This window comes from uncultured Microbacterium sp., from assembly GCF_947489255.1.
Classification (GTDB): Bacteria; Actinomycetota; Actinomycetes; order Actinomycetales; family Microbacteriaceae; genus Microbacterium; species Microbacterium phycohabitans.
The window spans coordinates 169809-188789 of record NZ_CANLCY010000003.1 but is presented as its reverse complement, the minus strand read 5'-3'; the positions used below and the strand labels follow the sequence as shown (position 1 = coordinate 188789).

Genomic DNA, 18981 nt, shown 5'->3' with positions numbered 1-18981 from the left:
AAAGGTGCCTTTCTGGGCTCAGCGCGCCTTGGGCGCGAACACCGCCGCCACGATACGGGCGATCAGGTTGAAGATGACGACGAGGACGACCAGGAGGAAGGCGGCTCCCCAGGCCTGGGCCTGGGAGGCGTCGATGTCCTGCCCGGGGAAGCTGTACGCGGTGTACGCCATGACGGGGAGGGTCTGCATCGGGCCTTCGAACGGATTGGCGTTGAAGTTGTCGGTGAAGCTCGCCGCGATGAAGATCGGCGCGGTCTCACCCACGACGCGGGCCACTGCGAGCACGACGCCGGTGATGATGCCCGAGGCCGCCGTGCGCAGCACGACCTTGATGATGGTCGCGGAGCGCGGCACGCCCAGGGCGAGGGAGGCCTCACGCAGGTCGGCCGGCACGAGGCGCAGCATCTCCTCGGTGGAGCGGATGACGATCGGGATCATCAGCACCGACAGGGCGATGGATGCCGAGAACCCGCTGAACGCCTTCGGGCCCACGATGAGGCTGAACAGCGAGAACGCGAACAGACCGGCGACGATCGAGGGGATGCCCGTCATGACGTCGACGAGGAAGGTGATGGCCCGACGCAGCGGGTTGTTCGGCTGGGCGTACTCGACCAGGTAGACCGCGGCCAGGATGCCGATCGGCACCGAGATGAGGGCGGCGATCCCCGTGATGATGAGCGTTCCGGTGATCGCCTGCCAAGCGCCGGCGGTCGCGACGACCTCGAGGGTGTCGGGGTCGAACGCCGTGCCGCCGACCTGGGTGATGAACTGCAGGTTCACCACGGCGAGGCCCTTGGACACGACCGTCCAGAGCGTCGAGATCAGCGGGGCGACGGCGAGCAGGAACGCCGCGGTCACGAGTCCGCGCACGACGCGGTCGACGGCCTTGCGTCGGTTCTCGACGATGCTCGAACCGACGCCGATGGCGATCAGGTAGAGCACCGCCGTGAGGATGAGCCATGCCGCGAGATTGAACCCGCCGAACAGCAGCTGCAGGCCCGCGACGACGATCGCGACGCCCACGAGCACCATCGGCTCGATGAAACGGGGCAGCTGACCGCTGGTGAGAGCCAGCGGCGCGGAGGGAGCCGTGACGGTCATGAGCGCTTGCCCTTCTTGCGACCCTTGGCGCCGGGGCCCGTCGCGCCGATGATGTAGCGGGCGAACATGTTGACCGCCAGCGAGATGACGAAGAGCATGAGGCCCGTGCCGATGAGCGCGGAGCGCTGCAGGTCGGTCGCGATGGGGAAGTTCAGCGCGATGTTGGCCGCGATGGTCTGCGAGTTGTACCCGTCGGTCAGCAGCAGCACCGAGTAGATGAGGCTCGGGGAGATGATCAGGGCGATCGCCATGGTCTCACCGAGCGCGCGACCGAGCCCGAGCAGCGTGGCCGAGACCATGCCGCTGCGGGCGTAGGGGAACACAGAGAGGCGGATCATCTCCCAGCGCGTGGCGCCCAGGGCGAGTGCGGCCTCTTCGTGCAGGCGCGGGGTCTGCAGGAAGATCTCGCGGGTGATCGAGGTGACGATCGGAAGGATCATCACCGCGAGCACGACGCCACCGGTGAGCATCGTCGAGCCGGTCGACGACACGGGCCCCTGGAAGAGCGGGATCCACCCGAGGTACTGGTTGAGGAACTCCCCGACGGGCAGGAGCAGCGGGCGCATGACGATGATGCCCCACAGGCCGAACACGATCGAGGGCACCGCGGCGAGCAGGTCGACCACGTACCCGAGGGCGCCGGCGACGCGGCGGGGCGCGTAGTGCGAGATGAAGAGCGCGATGCCGATGGCCACCGGGGTCCCGATGATCATGGCGATGAACGCCGCCCACACGCTGCCGAACAGCAACGGGCCGACGTACTCCCAGAAGTTCGACCACTGGCCGTTCTGGTAGCCGGCGAGGTCTCCCTCGCTCCAGTTGGCCGTGATCGCGGGGAGGCCGCGGATGATCAGGAAGATCGCGACACCCGCGAGGATGATCATGATCGACACCGCTGCCGTGGTCGACAGACCGAGGAAGACGGAGTCACCGAGTCGGCGCTTGCCCACGATGCTCGTACGGGCCGGGGTCGAGGCGTTCGGATCGGTCGGTTCGGTCGGGGCGGTCTCGGTGTCGGAGACGGTGTCAGTCACGGGGGACCTCACGCTCGGCACGGGTCATGGGTGCTCCTCGGTCGGGTGGTCTCTGAGGATTCGGCTCAGCGGAGCGTTCGATCGGGTCGACCGTTCCGATCAGCCCGGCCCGACCCGCACGCGAGGTGCGGGCCGGGCCGAAACCGAAGAGATGTTTACTTGATGGCGGCGAGCGTCTCGGCGGCCGCCTCGAGCACCGAGTCGGGCAGCGGGGCGGAGCCGGCGTTCTTCGCGGCGACCTGCTGGCCGAGGGTGCTGGTGACGAAGCCGAGGTACGACTTCACGAGCTCGGCCTGCGTGGCGTCCTTGAACGTCGAGCAGGTGATCGCGTACGACACGAGCGGGATCGGGTAGGAGTCGGCGGTCAGCTTCGAGTAGTCGAACTTCTTCGACAGGTCGCCCTCGACACCGTTGCTGGCGTCGACCGCGGCGGCCTCGAAGGTCGCGGTGACGGCCTCGGCGCTGTAGGGGACAGCGGTGCCGTCGGTGACGATCGCGGCGGCGTTCAGGTCGCCGATGGCCGAGTGGTCGGCGTAGCCGATGGTGCCGGAGCCGGCCTTGACGGCCTCGACGACGCCCGAGCCGCCCTTCTGCTTCGAGACGTTGCCCTCGATCGGCCAGTCCTTGCCGGCGGGGGAGGTCCACACCGACGACTGGGTCGCGGCGAGGTAGTTCGTGAAGTTCTGGGTCGTGCCCGAGCCGTCCGAACGCGCGACCGTGGTGATGGCGCCGGCGGGGAGCGCGGTGCCGTTGTCGGCGGTGATGGCCGGGTCGGACCAGTCGGTGATCTGGAGCGCGAAGATCTTGGCGATGGTCTCGCCCGAGAGCTTGAGGTCGGTCACGCCGGGGATGTTGAAGATGATCGCGACGCCGTCGAGGTAGACGGGGATGTTGACGCCGCCCTCGGTGCACAGAGCCTCGGACTGCGCGGTCTGGTCGGCGTTGAGGGGGGCGTCGGAGCCGGCGAAGTCGTACGCGCCGCTCAGGAAGTTGGTGACGCCACCGCCGGAGCCCTGCGACTTGTCGTAGTTGATCGTGACGCCCTTGGCCTGCGCGTTGTAGGCGCTGGTCCACGCGGCCTGCGCGTTGGACTGGGCGCTGGAGCCGCCCGCCGTGATCGTGCCCGAGAGGTTCGGGTCGATGCTGAACGCCACGTCGGACGAGGTGGGCGATGCCGAGGAGCCCGCGGCGTCGCCGGAGCCCGAGGTGCCGGCGCAGCCGGCGAGAGTCAGGGAGGCCACGGCGGCCAGGGTGCCCAGCTGGGCGAGTCGGGAGAGCTTCACGGTGTGAATCCTTCGCATGTTTGGGAACGGAACCCGGTGCAGGGTTCGTCGGGAACGGTAAACAGCGACTCTTAAGAGTGTGCGTTGCGTGGGTGAACGGAAGGTGAACCGGGGTGGCCCGTACGGGGTGTTTCCCGGGGCCTTGTACTGTTCACCCCCGTGACGACCTCTGCCTCCGCCGCCCAGGCTCCGCTCGATCGAACGGATGCCGCGGCCCCCGCGCGCACGCTCATCGATCTGCTGTCGGCGGTGGCCGCGCGGCATCCGGAAGCATCGGCGATCGACGACGGCTCCGGCGCCCTCAGCTATCGAGAGTTGCTGGCCCGTGTCTGGCGGACGGCGGCGGCCCTGCACGACGCGGGAGTGCGACGCGGCGACCGGGTGGGTGTGCGCATGCCCTCGGGGTCGAAGGAGCTGTACGTGTCGATCCTCGCCGTGATGGCCGCGGGAGCGGCTTACGTGCCCGTCGACGCCGACGATCCCGACGAGCGGGCGCGGCTGGTCTTCGGCGAGGCGGGCGTGCGCGGCATCATCGCGGGCGACGGGGAGTTCGTCTCGGACGAGAACGCGGGCGACCTCGTGCGGTTGTACGACGGAGCGGCGCCGCACCCCAGTACCAGCGCCGTGCCGATCGTCGCACCGCCCACCGTCGACGACGACGCGTGGATCATCTTCACGTCGGGCTCCACGGGGGTGCCCAAGGGCGTCGCGGTCACGCACCGCTCGGCGGCGGCGTTCGTCGAGGCCGAGGGGCGCATCTTCGTGCAGGACGAGCCTCTCGGCCCCGGCGATCGCGTGCTCGCCGGCCTCTCCGTCGCCTTCGACGCGTCGTGCGAGGAGATGTGGCTCGCCTGGGGGCACGGCGCGTGCCTCGTCCCCGCCCCTCGCTCCCTCGTGCGCTCCGGCGAGGACCTGGCGCCATGGCTGCTCCGGCAGGGGATCACGGTCGTGTCGACCGTCCCCACCCTGGCCGCGATGTGGCCGGCCGACTCGATCGAGAACGTGCGTCTGCTGATCTTCGGCGGCGAGGCCTGCCCGCCGGAGCTCGCCGCCCGCCTCGTCGCCGAGGGTCGCGAGGTCTGGAACACCTACGGCCCCACCGAGGCGACCGTGGTGGCGTGCGCTGCCCCGCTGGACGGATCGCTCCCGGTGCGCATCGGCCTACCCCTCGACGGGTGGGCGCTCGCCGTGGTCGACGGCGAGGGTCAGCCGGTGGCCGAGGGCGAGGTGGGGGAGCTCATCATCGGCGGCGTGGGGCTCGCGCGCTACCTCGACCCGGCGAAGGATGCCGAGAAGTACGCGCCGCTGCCCACCCTCGGCTGGGAGCGGGCGTACCGCTCGGGCGACCTCGTTCGCTTCGAGTCGGAAGGACTGGTGTTCCAGGGTCGCGCCGACGACCAGGTGAAGGTCGGGGGCCGCCGCATCGAGCTCGGCGAGGTCGAGTCCGCCCTCCAGGATCTCCCGCAGGTGAGCGCGGCGACCGTCGCGGTGCGCACGACCGAAGCTGGCGTGCCGGTGCTCGTGGGGTACCTCGTGATGGAGGAGGACCGCGAGCTCGACCGGTCGGCCGCCCGTGCGCTTCTGGCCGAGCGCCTGCCGGCGGCGACGATCCCGCTGCTCGGCGTCGTCGAGGCGCTCCCCGTGCGCACGTCGGGGAAGGTCGATCGCGCGGCGCTGCCGTGGCCGCTCCCGGGGGTGGAGGCTCCGGCCGCCACCGACTTCTCGGTCGACGAGTCCTGGCTCGCCGAGCAGTGGCAGGCCGTGCTGGGACTGCCGGTCACCGATCGCAAGGCCGACTTCTTCGATCTCGGCGGCGGATCCCTCGCCGCCGCCCAGCTCGTCTCGCGCATCCGTGCGCGCGTTCCCGAGTTCTCGGTCGCCGACATCTACGACGTGCCGCGTCTGGGCGCGATGGCCAAGGCGCTGGGGCCGCAGCTGGTCGACGAGACGCCGGCATCCTTCCACCGGGCCGTCCCCACGCCGCGCGCGACGCAATGGGTGCAGACGGTCCTGGGCGCTCCGCTGTTCATCCTCTCCGGCATCCGCTGGCTCCTGTACCTGCTCACCGCCTCCGCGATTCTTCGGCTGCTGCCCGGCTTCGACGTGCTGCCGAGCGTTGCGTGGCCCGCGCTGGTGATCGGACTGCTGGTGTTCGCGACGCCCTTCGGGCGCATGGCGATCGCCGTGGCATCCGCTCGTCTCCTGCTCGCGGGTGTGCGGGCGGGCGACTACCCGCGCGGTGGCTGGGTGCACATCCGTCTCTGGCTGGCCGAGCAGATCTCCGATCAGGTGGATGCCGTGGGCCTGGCCGGAGCGCCGTGGGTGTCGTACTACGCCCGCGCCCTCGGCGCCCGCATCGGCCGCGACGTCGACCTCCACGCCCTGCCACCCGTGACGGGACTGCTCGTGGTCGGAGACGGCGCCTCGATCGAGCCGGAGGTGGATCTCACCGGGTACTGGATCGACGGCGATCTCGTGCGCATCGGCGAGGTGCGCATCGGTGCGGAGGCGACGGTGGGGGCGCGCTCCACCCTCGCGCCGGGAACGCGCATCGGGCGACGCGCCGAGATCGCCCCGGGTTCGGCCGTGTTTGGACGCGTCAAGGCGGACCAGTCGTGGGCCGGTTCCCCCGCCGTCCGTGTCGGCGGCACCGCGAAGGACTGGCCGACCGAGCGCCCGGCGATGCCGACCCGCTGGCTGTGGGCCTACGCCGCCTCGGCGATGCTGCTCGCGATCCTGCCGCTGGCCGCTTTCACCGTCGGCGGGCTCGTCCTCGCGCAGGGCATCCGCGGGTCGGCGACCCTCGGCGCGGCCGCGGGGGCGGCGTTCGCGTGGCTCGTGCCCGCCGTCGCGGTCACCGGGCTGGTGTTCGCGGCCTCCGTGGTGCTGCTCGTGCGCGTGTTCTCGCTCGGCCTGGTCGAGGGAACGCATCCCGTGCGCAGTCGCATCGCCTGGCAGGCGTGGACCATCGAGCGCCTCCTGGATGCCGCCCGCACGATCCTCTTCCCGCTGTATTCGTCGCTGTTCACCCCCGTCTGGCTGCGGATGCTGGGCGCGCGCGTCGGTCGCGACGTCGAGGCGTCCACCGTCCTGCTCATCCCCTCGATGGCCCGCATCGAGGACGGGGCGTTCCTCGCCGACGACACGATGGTCGCCTCGTACGAACTGCGCGCGGGATGGATGCGGCTCGGGCCCGTGCGCATCGGCAAGCGCGCCTTCCTCGGCAACTCCGGGATGGCGGCTCCGGGCCACCGCGTGCCGCGCGACGGGCTCGTCGCCGTGCTGTCGGCCGCGCCCCGGAAGGCGAAGGCCGGGTCGTCGTGGCTCGGTTCGCCCGCGGTGCGCCTTCGACGCCTGTCGGCGGAGGGCGACGAGTCGCGCACGTACCGGCCGACCGCGGGGCTGCGGCTGGCCCGCACCCTGTGGGAGCTGTGCCGTTTCGTCCCCGTCGTCGTGACGTGCGGGATCGGCCTCGGCGTGATCTTCGCGCTCGCCGCGCTGTGGGAGGGCCTCGGGCCGGTGTGGACCCTGCTGCTGTCGGGCGTCGTGATGCTCGCCGCCGGCGCCGTCGCGGCGGGCGTCTCCACCGCCGCGAAGTGGGCGATCGTCGGCGTCATCCGGGCGGGGGAGCAGCCGCTGTGGTCGAGCTTCGTCTGGCGCACCGAGGTCTCGGACACCTTCACCGAGATGGTCGCGGCGCCGTGGTTCGCCCGCGCGGCGGCCGGTACCCCGGCCCTCGCGGTCTGGCTGCGGAGCCTCGGCGCGCGCATCGGCCGGGGCGTCTGGTGCGACAGCTACTGGCTGCCGGAGCCGGATCTGGTGACGCTCGGCGACGCGTCGACGGTGAATCGGGGATGCGTCGTGCAGACGCACCTTTTCCATGATCGAATCATGAGCATGGACACCGTCGAGCTCGAGCCCGGGGCCACACTCGGGCCCCACAGCGTCGTGCTGCCCGCCTCGACCCTGGGTGCGCATGCGACCGTCGGTCCCGCCTCGCTGGTCATGCGCGGCGAGACCGTCCCCGTCGGCTCGCGGTGGAGCGGCAACCCCATCGGCCCCTGGCGTGCGGTGAAGGTGCGCGCCTACCAGTCGACGACGTGAGCGGCGCCGACCCGTACGCCCCGCAGAGCGGAGACACCTCGTACGACGTCGAGTCGTACGACCTGGCGCTGAGCTATCGCGTGCGCACCAACCGCCTCGAAGGGGTCGCGACGGTCTCGGGCATCGCGCGAGAAGCACTCTCGTCGTTCGCCCTCGACCTCGTCGGCCTGCGGACGAATCGCGTCCGGGTGGACGGCGCACCCGTGCGGTTCTCCGCGGGCCCGCGCGTGCTGCGCGTCACCCCCGGCCGCACGATCGCCGCGGGGGAGCGTTTCGCGGTGGAGGTGACCTACGGGGGCGCCCCGGCGCCCCGACGCTCCCGGTGGGGCACGGTGGGCTGGGAGGAGCTCACCGACGGCGCCCTGGTCGCGGGGCAGCCGATCGGGGCCCCCACGTGGTTCCCCTGCAACGACCGGCCCGACGCCCGCGCACGCATGCGGATGGAGATCACCGTCGACGACGGCTACACGGTCGCGGCCACCGGTGCGGCGGGAGCGACCACGCGCCGCGGCGGGCGGGTGACGACGACCTTCGTCTCCGGCGTTCCCACGGCGACCTACCTCGCGGCGGTGCACGTCGGCCGGTACCGAACGCGTCCGCTCGTCGGCAGCGGTGACGGCGTCGTCCCGCCCGTGACCGTCACGGCCCCGCCCGCGTTGACGGCGGCCGCCGATCGCGCGTTCGCGACGGTGCCCGAGATGCTGCGGCTGTTCGACCGTCTGTTCGGCCCCTACCCCCAGGAGGCGTGCAGCCTCGTCGTGACGGCCGACGAACTGGAGATCCCGCTCGAGGCGCAGGGGCTCGCCGTCTTCGGCATGAACCACCTCGTCCCCGCCGCACAGCGGCTCGTCGCGCACGAACTCGCCCACCAGTGGTTCGGCAACAGTGTCGGGCTCGCGCGCTGGAGCGACATCTGGCTCAACGAGGGCTTCGCCTGCTACGCGGAGTGGCTGTGGTCGGAAGAGTCCGGCGGCGCCGACGTCGAGACCTGCGTCGCCGAGAACCACGCCGGCCTGGCCGCCCAGCCCCACGACCTGCTGCTGGTCGGCCCCGGCCCCGACGACATGTTCGACGACCGGGTCTACAAGCGCGGCGCAATCGCCCTGCACGCCGTGCGACGCACCCTCGGCGACACCGCGTTCTTCGATCTGCTCCGCGCCTGGACGGCCGAGAACCGCCACAGCCTGGTGACGACCGACGACTTCCGTCGCGCGGTCGAGGGGGCCGGGGGAGCGGATGCCGCGGCCGTGCTGTCGCGATGGATCGATCACGAGGCGCTTCCCCCGCGTCCCTGAGCGGACCGCGCGCGACGGGCTCAGCCGAGGGCGACGGCCGCGACGAGGCCGTCGGGTGCGTCGAGGTCCCAGCCGCGCCACACGATGGACGAGGGCGCATCGTCGGGGGTCTGCGGCCGGATGACCGCGTTCCATGGGGAACCGGGACCGCTCACCTCGACGCGCGCCGGGTCGACCGCGAGTCCCCGGCCGTCCGCTTTCAGCACCGCCTCGACGCGGGCCCAGTCGATCCCCGTCGCCGTGGCGTCCGCGAGGACCCGCTCCAGTCCGCGCGCCCCACCGGGAGCCGTGTCGACACCGAGTCGCGTACGCTCCCGCGTCATCGCGACGACCGCCCACCCCGGCGCGTACGACACCGAGACCGCGGCATCCGCCCCCTCCACGTGCACGCGACCGTGATCACCGCCGCAGGTCGGGCACCGCGAGACGAAGCGCGCCTCGGGCACGAGCTGGGCCAGCAGGCGTCGCGACACCGCTCGCCGCGCCGTGCCCGCGGGCACCTCGCCCCAGGCGACGACGACCCCCGTGGGGAGCGTCACACCTGCGGCTCGTGGGTCTCGATCGCCACGATGCCCGCGCCCGGGTGCTCGACGGGCACGTGCACCACGGAGAACGCCGCCGGCTCCAACGCCGAGGCGCTGCCCAGGTACGACCCGCTCATCGTTCCCGTGGCGAGGGCGAGCTCGTGCAGGATGTCGGGGAGCACGGGGCCGTGGCTGGCGAGGACGACCGGTTTGCGCGACCGCACCCGCTGACCGATGACCGACCGCGCGTCGGCGCGCCCCTCCTCCCAGGCGTCCTGGCTGATCGACGGGGAGAACTGCACGCGTTGGCCGATCGCCTGGGCGATGGGCGTCGCGGTGCGGACGCACCTCTCGGCGGGGCTCGAGATGACCCGTCGCACGCCGAACGCGAGAAGCGGCCCCACGATCGCCTGGGACTGTCGACGACCGCGCGGGGTGAGAGGCCGCGCGTCGTCGGCGCCCTCCCAGTCGTCGCGCGAGCGTGCTTTGGCGTGGCGGAGGACGACGATGGGGAAGGTGGGCAGAGCGCGTTCGTCGACCAGACGCTGGAACTCGTCGAGGATCTCGACGTCGACGGGGTAGCTCAGATTCTTGCGCGCCTTCTTCAGGCTCATCCACTCGATCGCCGCGACCTCCTTGTTCGGCACGAAGCTGGAGGTGCGCACGGCCACGTCGGTGGCTTCGGCCGCCCAGTAGTGCACGATCTTGGTCCGGCCGTTCGGCATCCGGTATCTCGACACCCCCACGGGCACGCCGAGGGCCACGCGGATGCCGGTCTCTTCCCGGATCTCGCGGACCGCGGTCTCGGCGAGGGTCTCACCGGGGTCGACCTTGCCCTTGGGCAGCGTCAGATCGCGGTACTTGGTGCGGTGGATGAGGAGCACGCGGAGCTTGCCCTCGACCATGCGCCACACGACACCGCCCGCGGCGTAGACGGCGGTCTCGGTCACCGGGCCGTCCGTGCGCGTCGCTTGCGCTGCACGAGCGCCATGGTGTGCTCCTGCAGGTCGACCAGGGGCGCTCCGTCGGCGTCGACGCTGCGACGCGTCCACTCGCCTTCCGATCCCAGGTGCCACGAACTGGTGCCGTCGTCCATGGCCAGGTCGAACAGCGTCGTGAGTTCGCGCAGCTGGTTCTCGTCGATCACGCGCACGAGCGCCTCGACGCGACGGTCGAGATTGCGGTGCATCATGTCGGCGCTGCCGATGAAGATCTGCGGGTCGCCGTCGTTCGCGAAGGAGAAGATGCGCGAGTGCTCCAGGTAGCGGCCGAGGATCGACCGCACCGTGATGTTCTCGCTCATCCCGGGCACGCCCGGCTTGATCGAGCAGATGCCGCGCACCCACACCTCCACGCGCACACCGGCCTGGCTCGCCCGGTAGAGCGCGTCGATGATCTGCTCGTCGACCATCGAGTTGACCTTGATGCGCACGCCCGACGGCTTGCCGGCGAGGGCGTTCTGGCGTTCCTTCTCGATGTGTCGCAGCAGGCCCTTGCGCAGGTGGAGGGGGGCGACGAGCAGGCGCTTGAACTTCTTCTCGATCGCGTAGCCGCTGAGCTCGTTGAACAGGCGGGTGAGATCGCGCCCGACCTGGTCGTCGACCGTGAACAGGCCGAAGTCCTCGTAGATGCGGCTCGTCTTGGGGTTGTAGTTGCCGGTGCCGACGTGGCTGTAGTGGCGCAGGCGCCCCTCTTCTTCGCGGATGACGAGGGCGAGCTTGCAGTGGGTCTTCAGACCCACGAGACCGTAGACGACGTGCACGCCGGCCTTCTCAAGCTTGCGGGCCCAGACGATGTTGTTCGCCTCGTCGAAGCGCGCCTTCACCTCGACGAGCGCGAGCACCTGCTTGCCGGCCTCGGCGGCGTCGATCAGGGCCTGCACGATGGGGCTGTCGCCCGAGGTGCGGTAGAGCGTCTGCTTGATGGCGAGCACGTGGGGGTCGCGCGCCGCCTGCTCGAGGAAGGCCTGCACGCTCGTCGCGAACGACTCGTAGGGGTGGTGCACGAGCACGTCGCCCTTGCGGATCGCCCGGAAGAGATCGGCGCGCCCGTTCTGCTCGGGCGGCTGGAACGCCAGGGCGGTCTTGGGCACGTGCGGCGGGTAGTGCAGGTCGGGGCGGTCGATGCGGGAGAGGTCGAACAGGCCGCGCAGATCGAGCGAGCCGGGCAGGCGGTAGACCTCCTGCTCGGTGATGTCGAGCTCGCTCAGCAGCAGCGCCCGGGTCACGTCATCCATGTCTTCGGTGATCTCGAGGCGGATCGGCGGACCGAACCGGCGACGCAGCAGCTCGGCCTCGAGGGCCTGGATGAGGTTCTCGGTCTCGTCCTCCTCGATCGTCATGTCCTCGTTGCGGGTGAGGCGGAACGCGTGGTGGTCGAGCACCTCCATCCCCGGGAACAGGTCGCCGAGGTGGTTGGAGATGAGCTCCTCGAGGGGCAGGTAGCGCACGCCCGGGCCGTCGCCGGCGACCTCGACGAAGCGGGGGAGCATCGGCGGCACCTTGAGGCGCGCGAACTCCTGCCGCCCGGTGCGGGCGTTGCGGATGCGGATGGCCAGGTTGAGCGAGAGTCCCGAGATGTAGGGGAAGGGGTGCGCCGGGTCGACCGCGAGGGGCATGAGCACTGGGAAGACGTTGCGCTGGAAGTACTCGGTCAGACGCGCGGCGGTGTCGTCGTCGAGCGAATCCCAGGTGACGACCTCGATGCCGGCCTCGGCGAGGGCGGGGCGCACCTTCTCGGTCCACGCGGCGGCGTGGCGCAGCTGCAGGCGGTGGGCCTCGTCGGAGATGTCGGTGAGGACGTCGAGCGGGGCGCGGCCGACGTTGGTGGGGACGGCGAGACCGGTGACGATGCGGCGCTTGAGGCCGGCGACGCGCACCATGAAGAACTCGTCGAGGTTGCTGGCGAAGATGGCCAGGAAGTTCGCGCGCTCCAAGACCGGGACGGTCGGGTCTTCGGCCAGTTCGAGCACGCGCTGATTGAACGCCAGCCAGCTCAGCTCGCGGTCGAGGTACCGGTGGTCGGGAAGCTGATCGTCTTCGGCCTCGACGGCCTCGTCGAAGTCGTCGTCGTCGGCGTCGCCGAGTCCGGCATCCAGCGCGTCGTGTTCCATCATCCCCACATCATGGCAGGGGTCGGTGACACGGGAGTGAACGGGCGGTTCCGCGCGTCTCAGGCGGGGGCGGATGCCGCTGCGGGCGCGTCGTCCTCGTAGACGTTGAAGCGGTAGCCCACGTTGCGCACGGTGCCGATGAGCTGCTCGAGATCGCCCAGCTTGGCGCGCAGTCGTCGCACGTGCACGTCGACCGTGCGGGTGCCGCCGAAGTAGTCGTAGCCCCACACCTCGCTGAGCAGCTGCTCGCGAGTGAAGACGCGCGAGGGGTGCGTGGCGAAGAAGTGCAGGAGCTGGAACTCCTTGTAGGTGAGGTCGAGCGGTTTGCCGTGCACCTTCGCCGAGTACGACGATTCGTCGATCGTGATGCCGGAGGTCTGGATGCGGGTGGACACCTGATCGACCGTTCGGCGCCCCATGGCGAGGCGGATCCGCGCGTCGATCTCGGCCGGGCCGGCGCCGACGAGCACGACGTCGTCGATGCCCCAGTCGGTGGACACGGCCGTGAGCCCGCCCTCGGTGACGATCAGGACCAGCGGGGCCTCGACGCCGGTGGTCGACATGATCTTGCACAGCGACTTCGCACCGACCAGGTCGAAGCGGGCGTCGATGAAGATGACGTCGGCGCTGGGGGCGTTGATCAGCTGCGCCGCTTCGGCGGGGATCTGGCGCACGCGGTGGCTCAGCAATTCGAGCGCGGGCAACGCCGCACCGCCGCCGGGGGCGGAGCTGAGAACGAGAAGCTGAGCCAAGTTGGACCTCCCCGCGCGGCCTGCCGCGCACCCGATCATCTTAGGGTGACGCGCCCCGGCGCACCGTCACCGGCGCTTCGCGTGCACCGACGAGGCCTCCTGGGCGATGATGGGGGCATGTCCACTCCCGACCTCGCTCCGCGGCGCACCTTCGGCGGGATCGTCGCCGTCTGGGTGCTCGCCGCCCTGGCCGGCGTCGCGATCGGCCTCTTCGCCCCGGCGGAGTGGCGCGCCCAGTGGATCAGCGTCGCCCTGGGCGGTTGCATCATCGCCGCGTTCGCCGTGCAGCTCTGGTACGGCCGCTCGCAGGCCTTCATCCAGCGGATGGCGCTCAGCAGTCTCGGCGCGCTCGTCGTGCTCGGCGTCATCACGGCCGGTTTCGCGCTGGCCGAGCTCGCCGCCCTCTAAGATCGAAGCATGGACCTCCTCGCGCTCGAACTGTTCTTCGTGGGACTTCTCGGCCTCGCCTCGCTGGCGATCGCGTTCGTGTCGGGAACGGTCATCTGGAACCTCTATCGCGGCCAGCGCTGAGCGCTCTCGTGATCGAGATCCCGACCGACCTCCCGGCCGACCTCGTCCCCCTGTCGTGGCTCGTCGGCGTCTGGGAGGGCACCGGCGTCATCGACTACGAGGCCGACGGTCGCGCCTTCTCGGGTGAGTTCGCGCATCGCGTGAGCTTCAGCCACGACGGAGGCGCCTTCCTCAACTACTCGGCCGACGCCTGGTTGCTCGACGGCGACGAGCGCCGTCCCCTGGTCTCCGAGATCGGATACTGGCGTCTGGCGCGACCCGCGACCGACGCCGACGCCGGTCCGGCACTGCTCCCGGCGACCGCCGCGGCCGTCGAGCGCACCGCCGACGACGTGGAGTCCCTGCGCAACGCCGACGGCGGATTCGACATCGAGGTGAGCCTTGCGCACGCCGACGGCGTCCTCGAGCTGTATGTCGGGCAGGTGAAGGGCCCGCGCATCGACCTCGCGACCGACGCGGTCGTGCGCACCGCCGGCGCGAAGCCGTACGCGGCCGCTACGCGGCTCTACGGTCTCGTCGACAACCACCTCCTCTGGGCGTGGGACATCGCCGCCCTCGGCCGCGAGCTCGGCTCGCACGCCTCGGCCCGTCTCGCGCGGGCGGAGTGAGATGAGCGCGCTCACCGACGTCCCCGGTGCCGTCGTCGACGAGCGGGGCCTGCGCCATGTCGGCTCGCCCGTGGCCGAGCAGCGGAGGCTGGCATCCGGTCGGGCCCTCGCACCCCTCGGCGAGCGTCGCGTCATCTCTGTGGGCGGCGAGGATCGACGGAGCTGGCTCGACTCGCTGTCGTCTCAGGCGCTCACCCACCTCGCTCCCGGCGTGTCGACCGAGCTGCTCATCCTCGACCCGCAGGGTCGCGTCGAGCACGCCGCGGCGGTGGTCGACGACGGCGAGACCACGTGGCTCCTCGTGGACGCGTCCGACGCCGAGGCCCTCGCGACGTGGCTGAACCGGATGCGTTTCCGTCTGCGGGTGGAGGTGCGCGACCGCTCCGACGACCTGTTCGTCGTGGGAGGCACGCGTGCAGCCGTCGCGGCGCTGACGACGGTCGCCCCGGCGTGGGTGGATCCCTGGCCCGAGGTCTCGCCCGGGGGGTGGGCCTACGCCCGGGTCGAGCCGCACCCCGGCGCCGAGCGCGACTGGGCGGAGGTGATCGTGGATGCCGCGGAACACGCGCGTCTGATCGATGCCGCCGTCCGTGGCGAGGTCGCTCTGGCCGGTCTCGACGCCGTCGAGGCGCTGCGCGTCGCGGCGTGGCGTCCCCGCGTGGGCGTCGACGCCGACGAGCGGCTCCTGCCGCACGAGATGGACTGGCTGCGCACGGCCGTGCACCTGTCGAAAGGCTGCTACCGCGGGCAGGAGACGGTGGCCAAGGTGCACAACCTCGGTCACCCGCCGCGCCGCGTGGTCGCCCTGCAGCTCGACGGCAGCGACAACATCCTGCCCGCCCGGGGCGACGAAGTGCGCGCCGGCGATACGGTCATTGGAACCATCACGTCGGTGGCCGTCCACCACGAGGAGGGGCCGATCGCCCTCGCCCTCGTCAAGCGCACCGCTCCCGAGGACGTACCCCTCGTCGTCATGACCGCCGACGGTCCGCTCGCCGCGTCCGCCGAGACGGTCGTCCCGGCCGATGCCGGAGCGACCGCCGCGGTTCCGCGACTGCCGCGCCTGGGCCGCCGCCGCGCGGCGGAATGAGCGGCGACGAGTCGTCGACGACCGTCGGGGTCGTCGTCCCTCGTTCGCGCTGGCGGTCGACGCTGTCGCGTCGGCTGAATCGCGTGCGCGAGTCGGTGCCCGCGATCGCGCAGATCGTGGTGGCGGCGACCGCCGCGTTCGCCTTCGCGCACGTCGTCCTCGGCCATCCCGTCCCGCTGCTCGCCGCGACCGTGACGGTGTCGAGTCTCGGCCTCGTGCGCGACGCGCGCCCGTGGCGGGTGGCCGAGACCGTCGTGGGCATGCTCGTCGGCATCGCCATCGCGGAGGTCGTGCTGCTGGTCGCGGGCAGCGGGTGGTGGCAGATCGCCCTGGCGATGACGCTGACCCTGGTCGTCGCGCGATTCCTCTCCCCGCAGCCGGGTTTCGCCCTGGCGGCCGTCGTGCAGTCGCTGATCGCTCTCGTGCTCGTGACGGGAGCGCCCTTCCTGCGATTGGTCGACGGGGCGATCGGCGGTGTCGCGGCCCTGATCGTCACTGCGCTGATCCCGCGCACGCTGCGGCGCACCGAGCTGCGCGACGCCGACGAGCTCTTCGACGCGCTCGACGCGGCGATGGCGACGATCGTCCGCGCGCTGCGCCGAGGCGACCGCGCGCGGGCCGAGCGCGGCCTCGAGCGCGCGCGCTCCCTGCAGACCTACGTCGACGCGTGGTCCGGGTCGCTCGAGTCGGGCCGCGAGGTGGCGCGCATCTCGCCGTTCCTCCGCCGCCAGCGCACCGAGCTGCAACGCCACGCTCGCGTGCGGGAAGCGCTGGATCTCGCGACGCGCAACCTGCGGGTCGTCGCCCGCCGTGCCGCCTACCTGTGCGCCGACGGGCAGCCCCGGCCCGTTCCCGCCGATCTGCTCGCCGAGCTCGCCCGCGCCGCGGGGCTCGTGCGTGAGGGCCTCGACGACATCTCGCTCGAACCCGCCGCTCGCGAGACGCTCTCTGCCCTCACGCGTCGCCTCGACCCCGCGAGGCTGCTCCCCGAGGGCGGGGTCGGCGAGCTCAACCTGATCGCCGCGATGCGACCGCTCGCCGTCGATCTGCTCGTCGCGGCGGGGATGCCCTCGGCCGAGGCGCGTGCGCTCCTGCCGCGCATCTAGCGTCGGCGTCCCCGCGCGGCTCCGGCCCATGGCCGACCGCCAGGTTTCGGCGGTCTGCCCGCGGATCGCCGGAGGGCTGCACGGATCAGCCGGGAGCGACGGCCTCCCACGCCACCCCGACCTCGCCCAGGCGCCACCTGTCCGTCCGCACGAGCGGCCAGCCCGCGTCGGCGAGGGCGGCCATCGCCGTGCGCCAGCGGTGGGTCGGGCCGAAGGGAGCCACCGCCGCCGCGCGCGTCCATTCCCGATCCAGGGATGCCACGAACTCGTGCACCCGCTCGCCGGCGACGTTGCGGTGGATGAGCGCCTTCGGCAGTCGCTCCGCCGCGATGGCGGGGGAGTCCAGGTGACTCAGGCTGAGGGACACCGTGAGGCTGCGGGGGACGGCATCCGCTCCCACCTCCGCCCAGGTGGCGATGCGTCCGATCTCGTCGCACGTGCCCTCGACGAGGATGCCGTCGGGCTGCAGGCGGTCGCACATGCGCGCCCAGGCGTCGGCGACGTCGGCCTCGTCGTACTGCCGCAGCACGTTCATCGCGCGGATCACGGCGGGGCGGCGTCCGCCCGCCACGGGGACCTCGAAGCCCCCACGGGCGAAGGCGACGCCGTCGACCCCTGCGGCCTGCTCGCGTGCGCGGGCGACCCGGTCGGGGTCGATCTCGAGACCGAGGACGGTGGCATCCGCTCGTTGCCGCCTCAGACGGGCGAGGAGCTCGAGGGGCGTCACCGCGCTGGCCCCGAACCCGAGGTCGACGACGAGGGGGTCGTCGGTGCGGCGGAGGACGGGGTGGCGGGCTATCCAACGGTCGACGCGTCGCAGGCGATTGGTCCCCGTGGTGCCGCGCGTGGGGCGTCCGACGGGCGAGGGTGTCACTCGGACATGATGCCAGCAACCACTCGCGGAGCGCGGGTCCCGCGTCGATAGCATGGAGTCATGCCTCACACGCTGATCCTCCTCCGCCACGGGCAGAGCGAGTGGAACAAGACCAACCAGTTCACCGGCTGGGTCGACGTGCGACTCACCGACCAGGGCAAGGCCGAGGCCCAGCGCGGCGGTGAGCTGCTGGCCGAGTCCGGCGTGCTGCCCGACGTGCTGCACACCTCGGTGCTCAGCCGCGCGATCCAGACGGCCAACATCGCCCTCGACGCGGCCGACCGCCTGTGGATCCCGGTGAAGCGCTCGTGGCGCCTCAACGAGCGCCACTACGGCGCGCTGCAGGGCAAGGACAAGGCGCAGACCCTCGAAGAGTTCGGCAACGAGCAGTTCATGCTCTGGCGCCGGTCGTTCGACGTGCCGCCGCCCCCGCTGCCCGCCGACGACCAGTACAGCCAGGTCGGCGACCCGCGCTACGTGGGGATCGACGGCGAGGTGCCCGACACCGAGTCGCTCGCCATCGTCATCGACCGCATGCTGCCCTACTGGCACTCCGACATCGTGCCCGACCTGCAGGCCGGAAAGACCGTGCTCGTGACCGCGCACGGCAACTCGCTGCGCGGCCTCGTGAAGCACCTCGAGGGCATCAGCGACGCCGACATCGCCGAGCTGAACATCCCGACCGGCATCCCGCTCGTCTACCGTCTCGACGACGACATGAAGCCCCTCGGCCCCGGCGAGTACCTCGACCCCGAGGCCGCTGCCGCCGGTGCGGCCGCCGTCGCCGCGCAGGGCAACAAGCACTGACGCCGACACGACGAAGGGGTGGATGCCACGGCATCCACCCCTTCGTCGTGTGCGCGGTCAGATGACCGGGCTGGGCTCCTGCTCGGTCTCGTCGTCGGCGCCGGCCCAGTCGCCGGTGGCCAGGTACACGACCTTCTTGGCGACCGACACCGCGTGGTCGGCGAAGCGCTCGTGGTAGCGGCTGGCGAGGGTGGCGTCGACCGTGGCCGTGGCCTCGCCCTTCCAGGACTCGCCGAGGACCTTCTCGAACACGCTGATGTGCAGTTCGTCGATGTCGTCGTCGGTGTCGCGGATCGACTCGGCGATGCGGAGATCCTGCGTGCGGAGCAGCTCGGCGAGCTTGCGCGCGACCTCGACGTCGAGTTCGCCCATGCGGGTGAACGTCGTGCGCAGGCCCTTGGGGATGGCGCGCTCGGGGAAACGCGAGCGCGCGAGCTGGGCGATGTGCTCGGCCATGTCGCCCATGCGCTCGAGCGATGCGCTCACCCGCAGTGCGGTGACCACGATGCGCAGGTCGCGGGCGACGGGCTGCTGGCGGGCCAGGATCTCGATGGCCAGCTCGTCGAGCTCGACGGCCTTCTCGTCGATGACCGCATCGGCCTCGATGACCTCTTCGGCGAGGGAGACGTCGCTCGTGCCGAAGGCGCGCGTGGCGCGGTCGATGGCGACCGTCACGAGGTCGGCGATCTCGACCAGGCGGCTCTGGACGTCCTCGAGGGACTGGTGGAATACTTCGCGCATCGCGGGTACCTTCCTCGTC

16 protein-coding genes are annotated in these 18981 nt (G+C 71.5%); 7 read left to right on the top strand and 9 right to left on the bottom strand.

What is annotated here, in order from left to right:
• Positions 1–18: 18 nt before the first annotated feature.
• The 3 genes from pstA to Q0818_RS08190 form a co-directional block, all read right to left on the bottom strand.
• Entirely contained in the window at positions 19–1101 is a 1083-nt protein-coding gene (gene pstA, locus Q0818_RS08200; RefSeq protein ID WP_298873465.1) for a phosphate ABC transporter permease PstA, read from the bottom strand.
• On the bottom strand, positions 1098–2054 hold the full coding sequence (gene pstC / locus Q0818_RS08195; protein WP_298874221.1) for a phosphate ABC transporter permease subunit PstC: 957 nt from the start codon (positions 2052–2054) through the stop codon (positions 1098–1100). Before pstC ends, pstA begins: the two co-directional genes overlap by 4 nt.
• A gap of 236 nt (positions 2055–2290) precedes the next feature.
• A complete protein-coding gene (locus Q0818_RS08190) occupies positions 2291–3418 on the bottom strand; it encodes a phosphate ABC transporter substrate-binding protein PstS (protein ID WP_298873463.1) in 1128 nt (375 codons plus the stop codon).
• A 159-nt stretch (positions 3419–3577) separates the two neighbouring features.
• Here Q0818_RS08190 and Q0818_RS08185 point away from each other — a divergent pair, with 159 nt between their 5' ends.
• Positions 3578–7522 (top strand): Pls/PosA family non-ribosomal peptide synthetase, encoded by a 3945-nt coding sequence (locus Q0818_RS08185; RefSeq protein WP_298873461.1) that lies wholly within the window; start codon positions 3578–3580, stop codon positions 7520–7522.
• On the top strand, positions 7519–8817 hold the full coding sequence (locus tag Q0818_RS08180) for a M1 family metallopeptidase (RefSeq protein WP_298873459.1): 1299 nt from the start codon (positions 7519–7521) through the stop codon (positions 8815–8817). The genes Q0818_RS08185 and Q0818_RS08180 overlap by 4 nt, the downstream gene beginning before the upstream one ends.
• Positions 8818–8837: 20 nt before the next feature.
• Here Q0818_RS08180 and Q0818_RS08175 read toward each other — a convergent pair whose 3' ends face one another.
• The 4 genes from Q0818_RS08175 to Q0818_RS08160 are packed head-to-tail and all read right to left on the bottom strand — an operon-like array spanning position 8838 to position 13205.
• Positions 8838–9356: a hypothetical protein gene (locus Q0818_RS08175; RefSeq protein WP_298873457.1), complete on the bottom strand. Its 519-nt coding sequence runs from the start codon at positions 9354–9356 to the stop codon at positions 8838–8840.
• Positions 9353–10291: an NUDIX domain-containing protein gene (locus tag Q0818_RS08170; protein WP_298873455.1), complete on the bottom strand. Its 939-nt coding sequence runs from the start codon at positions 10289–10291 to the stop codon at positions 9353–9355. The genes Q0818_RS08175 and Q0818_RS08170 overlap by 4 nt, the downstream gene beginning before the upstream one ends.
• The gene (locus Q0818_RS08165) at positions 10288–12456 is read right to left on the bottom strand and encodes an RNA degradosome polyphosphate kinase (RefSeq protein ID WP_298873453.1); all 2169 of its coding nucleotides are present in this window, start codon (positions 12454–12456) and stop codon (positions 10288–10290) included. The genes Q0818_RS08170 and Q0818_RS08165 overlap by 4 nt, the downstream gene beginning before the upstream one ends.
• Positions 12457–12512: 56 nt before the next feature.
• The gene (locus Q0818_RS08160) at positions 12513–13205 is read right to left on the bottom strand and encodes a response regulator transcription factor (RefSeq protein ID WP_076676835.1); all 693 of its coding nucleotides are present in this window, start codon (positions 13203–13205) and stop codon (positions 12513–12515) included.
• Positions 13206–13322: 117 nt separating this feature from the next.
• On the opposite strand from Q0818_RS08160, the gene Q0818_RS08155 reads away from it, so the two are divergent.
• The 4 genes from Q0818_RS08155 (at position 13323) to Q0818_RS08140 (ending at position 16540) form a co-directional block, all read left to right on the top strand.
• Entirely contained in the window at positions 13323–13613 is a 291-nt protein-coding gene (locus tag Q0818_RS08155) for a hypothetical protein (protein ID WP_298873450.1), read from the top strand.
• Positions 13614–13744: 131 nt separating this feature from the next.
• Positions 13745–14344: an FABP family protein gene (locus Q0818_RS08150; protein ID WP_298873448.1), complete on the top strand. Its 600-nt coding sequence runs from the start codon at positions 13745–13747 to the stop codon at positions 14342–14344.
• Position 14345: 1 nt separating this feature from the next.
• On the top strand, positions 14346–15434 hold the full coding sequence (locus Q0818_RS08145; RefSeq protein WP_298873446.1) for a folate-binding protein: 1089 nt from the start codon (positions 14346–14348) through the stop codon (positions 15432–15434).
• Complete coding sequence (locus Q0818_RS08140) at positions 15431–16540, top strand: FUSC family protein (protein ID WP_298873444.1); 1110 nt, start codon at positions 15431–15433, stop codon at positions 16538–16540. The genes Q0818_RS08145 and Q0818_RS08140 overlap by 4 nt, the downstream gene beginning before the upstream one ends.
• Before the next feature lie 85 nt (positions 16541–16625).
• On the opposite strand, the gene Q0818_RS08135 is transcribed toward Q0818_RS08140, so the two are convergent.
• Positions 16626–17414: a class I SAM-dependent methyltransferase gene (locus Q0818_RS08135; protein WP_298873442.1), complete on the bottom strand. Its 789-nt coding sequence runs from the start codon at positions 17412–17414 to the stop codon at positions 16626–16628.
• Positions 17415–17474: 60 nt separating this feature from the next.
• Here Q0818_RS08135 and Q0818_RS08130 point away from each other — a divergent pair, with 60 nt between their 5' ends.
• Positions 17475–18221: a phosphoglyceromutase gene (locus tag Q0818_RS08130; protein ID WP_298873440.1), complete on the top strand. Its 747-nt coding sequence runs from the start codon at positions 17475–17477 to the stop codon at positions 18219–18221.
• A gap of 57 nt (positions 18222–18278) precedes the next feature.
• On the opposite strand, the gene phoU is transcribed toward Q0818_RS08130, so the two are convergent.
• Positions 18279–18962 (bottom strand): phosphate signaling complex protein PhoU, encoded by a 684-nt coding sequence (gene phoU / locus Q0818_RS08125; protein ID WP_298873438.1) that lies wholly within the window; start codon positions 18960–18962, stop codon positions 18279–18281.
• Positions 18963–18981: the final 19 nt, after the last annotated feature.

Bases quoted from the DNA above. Each gene is read 5' to 3' on its own strand.
- pstA (WP_298873465.1), bottom strand. From the start codon at position 1,101: ATGACCGTCACGGCTCCCTCCGCGCCGCTGGCTCTCACCAGCGGTCAG.
- Q0818_RS08165 (WP_298873453.1), bottom strand. From the start codon at position 12,456: ATGATGGAACACGACGCGCTGGATGCCGGACTCGGCGACGCCGACGAC.
- Q0818_RS08155 (WP_298873450.1), top strand. From the start codon at position 13,323: ATGTCCACTCCCGACCTCGCTCCGCGGCGCACCTTCGGCGGGATCGTC.
- Q0818_RS08145 (WP_298873446.1), top strand. From the start codon at position 14,346: ATGAGCGCGCTCACCGACGTCCCCGGTGCCGTCGTCGACGAGCGGGGC.
- Q0818_RS08140 (WP_298873444.1), top strand. From the start codon at position 15,431: ATGAGCGGCGACGAGTCGTCGACGACCGTCGGGGTCGTCGTCCCTCGT.
- Q0818_RS08130 (WP_298873440.1), top strand. From the start codon at position 17,475: ATGCCTCACACGCTGATCCTCCTCCGCCACGGGCAGAGCGAGTGGAAC.
- phoU (WP_298873438.1), bottom strand. From the start codon at position 18,962: ATGCGCGAAGTATTCCACCAGTCCCTCGAGGACGTCCAGAGCCGCCTG.